This is a genomic window from Psychrobacter sp. ASPA161_6 (assembly GCF_051970285.1).
GTDB lineage: Bacteria > Pseudomonadota > Gammaproteobacteria > Pseudomonadales > Moraxellaceae > Psychrobacter > Psychrobacter glaciei.
This window is the reverse complement of the sequence record NZ_JBEFNJ010000009.1, coordinates 1-5,711: the sequence shown is the minus strand read 5'-3', so window position 1 is coordinate 5,711 and position 5,711 is coordinate 1. Positions and strand designations below refer to the sequence as shown.

Below are 5,711 nucleotides of genomic sequence, written 5' to 3'. Positions count from 1 at the left end.
ATTACACATTAATAACCCAGTTAACCTGATGAAACAAATTATAAAAAAGCTTGACAATCCCAATCATTATGATAAGATAGTCGGCTCGCTAGATAGCTTAACCCGCAAGGGATTGAGACTAAACAGCAAGAGAGATACCTAATATATCAGTTACTGGACGACAGTGATTGAGCACTATTTAAAAGCATAACTAAAGAACAACTTGTGTGGATTTTTGCTGATTCAGAATGCTAAAAAATAAAGTTGGTTTTAGCTCCTTTTCGGAGTTCATTCTAACTATAAAAATTATCATTTAAGACAGTAAAAAAACTCAAAGTTAATTCATTACGAACATAATTTTTAGCGATTTTGCCAGATTAGATGAGCCAAGTTTAGTAGCCTCTTTAAAGGGTTACATAGCAAGATTAAACTGAAGAGTTTGATCATGGCTCAGATTGAACGCTGGCGGCAGGCTTAACACATGCAAGTCGAGCGGAAACGATGATAGCTTGCTATCAGGCGTCGAGCGGCGGACGGGTGAGTAATACTTAGGAATCTACCTAGTAGTGGGGGATAGCACGGGGAAACTCGTATTAATACCGCATACGACCTACGGGAGAAAGGGGGCAGTTTACTGCTCTCGCTATTAGATGAGCCTAAGTCGGATTAGCTAGATGGTGGGGTAAAGGCCTACCATGGCGACGATCTGTAGCTGGTCTGAGAGGATGATCAGCCACACCGGGACTGAGACACGGCCCGGACTCCTACGGGAGGCAGCAGTGGGGAATATTGGACAATGGGGGAAACCCTGATCCAGCCATGCCGCGTGTGTGAAGAAGGCCTTTTGGTTGTAAAGCACTTTAAGCAGTGAAGAAGACTCCGTGGTTAATACCCACGGACGATGACATTAGCTGCAGAATAAGCACCGGCTAACTCTGTGCCAGCAGCCGCGGTAATACAGAGGGTGCAAGCGTTAATCGGAATTACTGGGCGTAAAGGGAGCGTAGGTGGCTCGATAAGTCAGATGTGAAATCCCCGGGCTCAACCTGGGAACTGCATCTGATACTGTTGAGCTAGAGTATGTGAGAGGAAGGTAGAATTCCAGGTGTAGCGGTGAAATGCGTAGAGATCTGGAGGAATACCGATGGCGAAGGCAGCCTTCTGGCATAATACTGACACTGAGGCTCGAAAGCGTGGGTAGCAAACAGGATTAGATACCCTGGTAGTCCACGCCGTAAACGATGTCTACTAGTCGTTGGGTCCCTTGAGGACTTAGTGACGCAGCTAACGCAATAAGTAGACCGCCTGGGGAGTACGGCCGCAAGGTTAAAACTCAAATGAATTGACGGGGGCCCGCACAAGCGGTGGAGCATGTGGTTTAATTCGATGCAACGCGAAGAACCTTACCTGGTCTTGACATATCTAGAATCCTGCAGAGATGCGGGAGTGCCTTCGGGAATTAGAATACAGGTGCTGCATGGCTGTCGTCAGCTCGTGTCGTGAGATGTTGGGTTAAGTCCCGCAACGAGCGCAACCCTTGTCCTTAGTTACCAGCGGGTTAAGCCGGGAACTCTAAGGATACTGCCAGTGACAAACTGGAGGAAGGCGGGGACGACGTCAAGTCATCATGGCCCTTACGACCAGGGCTACACACGTGCTACAATGGTAGGTACAGAGGGCAGCTACACAGCGATGTGATGCGAATCTCAAAAAGCCTATCGTAGTCCAGATTGGAGTCTGCAACTCGACTCCATGAAGTAGGAATCGCTAGTAATCGCGGATCAGAATGCCGCGGTGAATACGTTCCCGGGCCTTGTACACACCGCCCGTCACACCATGGGAGTTGATTGCACCAGAAGTGGATAGCTTAACCTTCGGGGAGGCGTTCACCACGGTGTGGTTGATGACTGGGGTGAAGTCGTAACAAGGTAGCCGTAGGGGAACCTGCGGCTGGATCACCTCCTTATAGATGGCATTCGGTCAGCAAGAATTCACAACAAGTTGTTCTTTAGTTTAGCTAGTATTTATTATTAGCGCTTTGCCTTTACAGGCAGACACAGGCCTGTAGCTCAGCTGGTTAGAGCACCGTGTTGATAACGCGGGGGTCGGCAGTTCAAGTCTGCCCAGGCCTACCATTTATTTACGGGGCCATAGCTCAGTTGGTAGAGCGCCTGCCTTGCACGCAGGAGGTCAACGGTTCGACTCCGTTTGGCTCCACCATAATAAATACGATAGTAAATATATTAAACAAGCATAAACAGAAACAAATAATTCAGATATTACATCATACGATTATTTCTTTCTGTTTTATACAGAACTTATGACTCGACGAGAGCGTAAGAACTATTTAAAAACATAGATATGAGTCTGGGTTAGGAACACGTGTTCACGCGTTGTTCCTAACCTTAATAACTCACTACTTAACGACATCAGTTGTTATCCCAGTAGTGAGTTATTAAAAAAGTAAAGAGAACTGAATCAAGCGTATAAAATTAGGTGATATCGTTATCATAATTAGACTTTATGACACTTTGAAGTTAAAACTTATTTATAAGTTAAGACTACTTGGGGTTGTATGGTCAAGTAATGAAGCGCACATGGTGGATGCCTTGGCAGTCAGAGGCGATGAAAGACGTGACAGCCTGCGATAAGCTTCGGGGAGGCGGCAATATCCTGTGATCCGGAGATTTCTGAATGGGGAAACCCACTTACCATAAGGTAGGTATCTCGTACTTGTACGAGAAGCGAACGAGGGGAAGTGAAACATCTCAGTACCCTTAGGAATAGACATCAAATGAGATTCCCCAAGTAGCGGCGAGCGAACGGGGAGAAGCCGATTAGTGCTAATGTAGAAGAACAGCGTGGGAAAGCTGACCGTAGTAGGTGATAGTCCTGTATTCGAAACATTAGCGTTAACATATTAAGTAGAGCGGGGCACGAGAAATCCTGTTTGAAGATGGGGGGACCATCCTCCAAGGCTAAATACTCCTGACTGACCGATAGTGAACCAGTACCGTGAGGGAAAGGCGAAAAGAACCCCTGTGAGGGGAGTGAAATAGAACCTGAAACCGTGTGCGTACAAGCAGTGGGAGCCTTAATTTATTAGGGTGACCGCGTACCTTTTGTATAATGGGTCAGCGACTTATGTTCTGTAGCAAGGTTAACCGTTTAGGGGAGCCGTAGGGAAACCGAGTCTTAATAGGGCGTTTAGTTGCAGGGCATAGACCCGAAACCGAGTGATCTATCCATGAGCAGGTTGAAAGTTGAGTAACATCAACCGGAGGACCGAACCCACTGTCGTTGAAAAGCCAGGGGATGACTTGTGGATAGGGGTGAAAGGCTAATCAAACTCGGTGATAGCTGGTTCTCCCCGAAAGCTATTTAGGTAGCGCCTCGGACGAACACCATTGGGGGTAGAGCACTGTTTCGGCTAGGGGGTCATACCGACTTACCAAACCGATGCAAACTCCGAATACCGATGAGTGATATCCGGGAGACACACAGTGGGTGCTAACGTCCATTGTGGAGAGGGAAACAACCCAGACCGCCAGCTAAGGCCCCAAATTCCTAGTTAAGTGGGAAACGAGGTGGGAAGGCATAGACAGCTAGGAGGTTGGCTTAGAAGCAGCCATCCTTTAAAGAAAGCGTAATAGCTCACTAGTCGAGTCGGCCCGCGCGGAAGATGTAACGGGGCTCAAACTAGGAGCCGAAGCTGCGGATTTGAATTTGTTTTCAAGTGGTAGGGGAGCGTTGTGTAAGCCTGTGAAGGTGTGTCGTAAGGCATGCTGGAGGTATCACAAGAGCGAATGCTGACGTGAGTAACGATAATGCGAGTGAAAAGCTCGCACGCCGGAAGATCAAGGGTTCCAGTCCAACGTTAATCGGGGCTGGGTGAGTCGACCCCTAAGGCGAGGCCGAAAGGCGTAGTCGATGGGAAATCAGTTAATATTCTGATACTTGTTTATAATGCGATGGAGGGACGGAGAAGGTTATGTCAGCCTGGCGTTGGTTGTCCAGGTGAAAGGATGTAGGCTTACAACTTAGGTAAATCCGGGTTGTTATATGGCTGAGATCTGATAGCAAGCTGTACTTGTACAGCGAAGTGGCAAATACCATGCTTCCAGGAAAAGCTTCTAAGCAATAGTTATAAACGAATCGTACCCTAAACCGACACAGGTGATCAGGTAGAGAATACCAAGGCGCTTGAGAGAACTCTGCTGAAGGAACTAGGCAAAATGGTACCGTAACTTCGGGAGAAGGTACGCTGTTGATGGTGATAGGACTTGCTCCTTGAGCTGTTGACAGTCGCAGATACCAGGCTGCTGCAACTGTTTATTAAAAACACAGCACTCTGCAAACACGAAAGTGGACGTATAGGGTGTGATGCCTGCCCGGTGCTGGAAGGTTAATTGATGGGGTTAGCGTAAGCGAAGCTCTTGATCGAAGCCCCAGTAAACGGCGGCCGTAACTATAACGGTCCTAAGGTAGCGAAATTCCTTGTCGGGTAAGTTCCGACCTGCACGAATGGCATAATGATGGCAGCGCTGTCTCCAGCAGAGACTCAGTGAAATCGAAATCGCAGTGAAGATGCTGTGTACCCGCGGCTAGACGGAAAGACCCCGTGAACCTTTACTACAGCTTTACATTGAACTTTGACCTGACTTGTGCAGGATAGGTGGGAGGCTTTGAAGCAGACACGCTAGTGTTTGTGGAGCCAATCTTGAAATACCACCCTGGTCATGTTGGGGTTCTAACTCAGGTATAACAATACCGAGGACAATGTATGGTGGGTAGTTTGACTGGGGCGGTCTCCTCCTAAAGAGTAACGGAGGAGTACGAAGGTGCGCTCAGACCGGTCGGAAATCGGTCGTAGAGTATAAAGGCAAAAGCGCGCTTAACTGCGAGACCCACAAGTCGAGCAGGTACGAAAGTAGGTCTTAGTGATCCGGTGGTTCTGTATGGAAGGGCCATCGCTCAACGGATAAAAGGTACTCTGGGGATAACAGGCTGATACCGCCCAAGAGTTCATATCGACGGCGGTGTTTGGCACCTCGATGTCGGCTCATCTCATCCTAGGGCTGAAGCAGGTCCTAAGGGTATGGCTGTTCGCCATTTAAAGAGGTACGCGAGCTGGGTTTAGAACGTCGTGAGACAGTTCGGTCCCTATCTACCGTGGGCGTTGGAAATTTGAGAGGATCTGCTCCTAGTACGAGAGGACCAGAGTGGACGAACCTCTGGTGTTCGGGTTGTCACGCCAGTGGCATTGCCCGGTAGCTACGTTCGGATGGGATAACCGCTGAAAGCATCTAAGCGGGAAGCCCACCTCAAGATTAGATTTCCCTAAAGAGCCGTTGAAGACTACGACGTTGATAGGCAGGGTGTGGAAGCACAGCGATGTGTGTAGCTAACCTGTACTAATTGCTCGTTTGGCTTGACCATACAACACCCAAGTGGTTTGTATCAAAGCTCTAATTAATCTATCTTGTAAAGCGAAAGCTTTAGAATAAAAGAAAGAATATTTCGATATCACCTTTAACCTTGATTCAGTTAGGTTACAAGTTGGTCGACCAATAGATAATATCTTGACGTCAATAATAACAACATCAGACTCATATCTAACCCCCTTTGCTGACGACAATAGCGCGATGGCCCCACCTGATCCCTTCCCGAACTCAGAAGTGAAACATCGTAGCGCCAATGGTAGTGTGGATTCGTCCATGTGAGAGTAGGTC

General features: G+C 47.9%; 2 tRNA genes and 3 rRNA genes. All 5 read left to right on the top strand.

Annotation, left to right across the window (positions count from 1 at the left end):
• Nucleotides 1-406 precede the first annotated feature (406 nt).
• A 16S ribosomal RNA gene (locus ACTQ9T_RS14495) occupies nt 407-1,945 on the top strand.
• A gap of 92 nt (nt 1,946-2,037) precedes the next feature.
• Nucleotides 2,038-2,114, top strand: a tRNA-Ile gene (locus ACTQ9T_RS14490).
• Nucleotides 2,115-2,123: 9 nt separating this feature from the next.
• Nucleotides 2,124-2,199, top strand: a tRNA-Ala gene (locus ACTQ9T_RS14485).
• A gap of 357 nt (nt 2,200-2,556) precedes the next feature.
• A 23S ribosomal RNA gene (locus tag ACTQ9T_RS14480) occupies nt 2,557-5,418 on the top strand.
• A gap of 188 nt (nt 5,419-5,606) precedes the next feature.
• A 5S ribosomal RNA gene (gene rrf, locus ACTQ9T_RS14475) occupies nt 5,607-5,711 on the top strand; the annotation flags it as partial.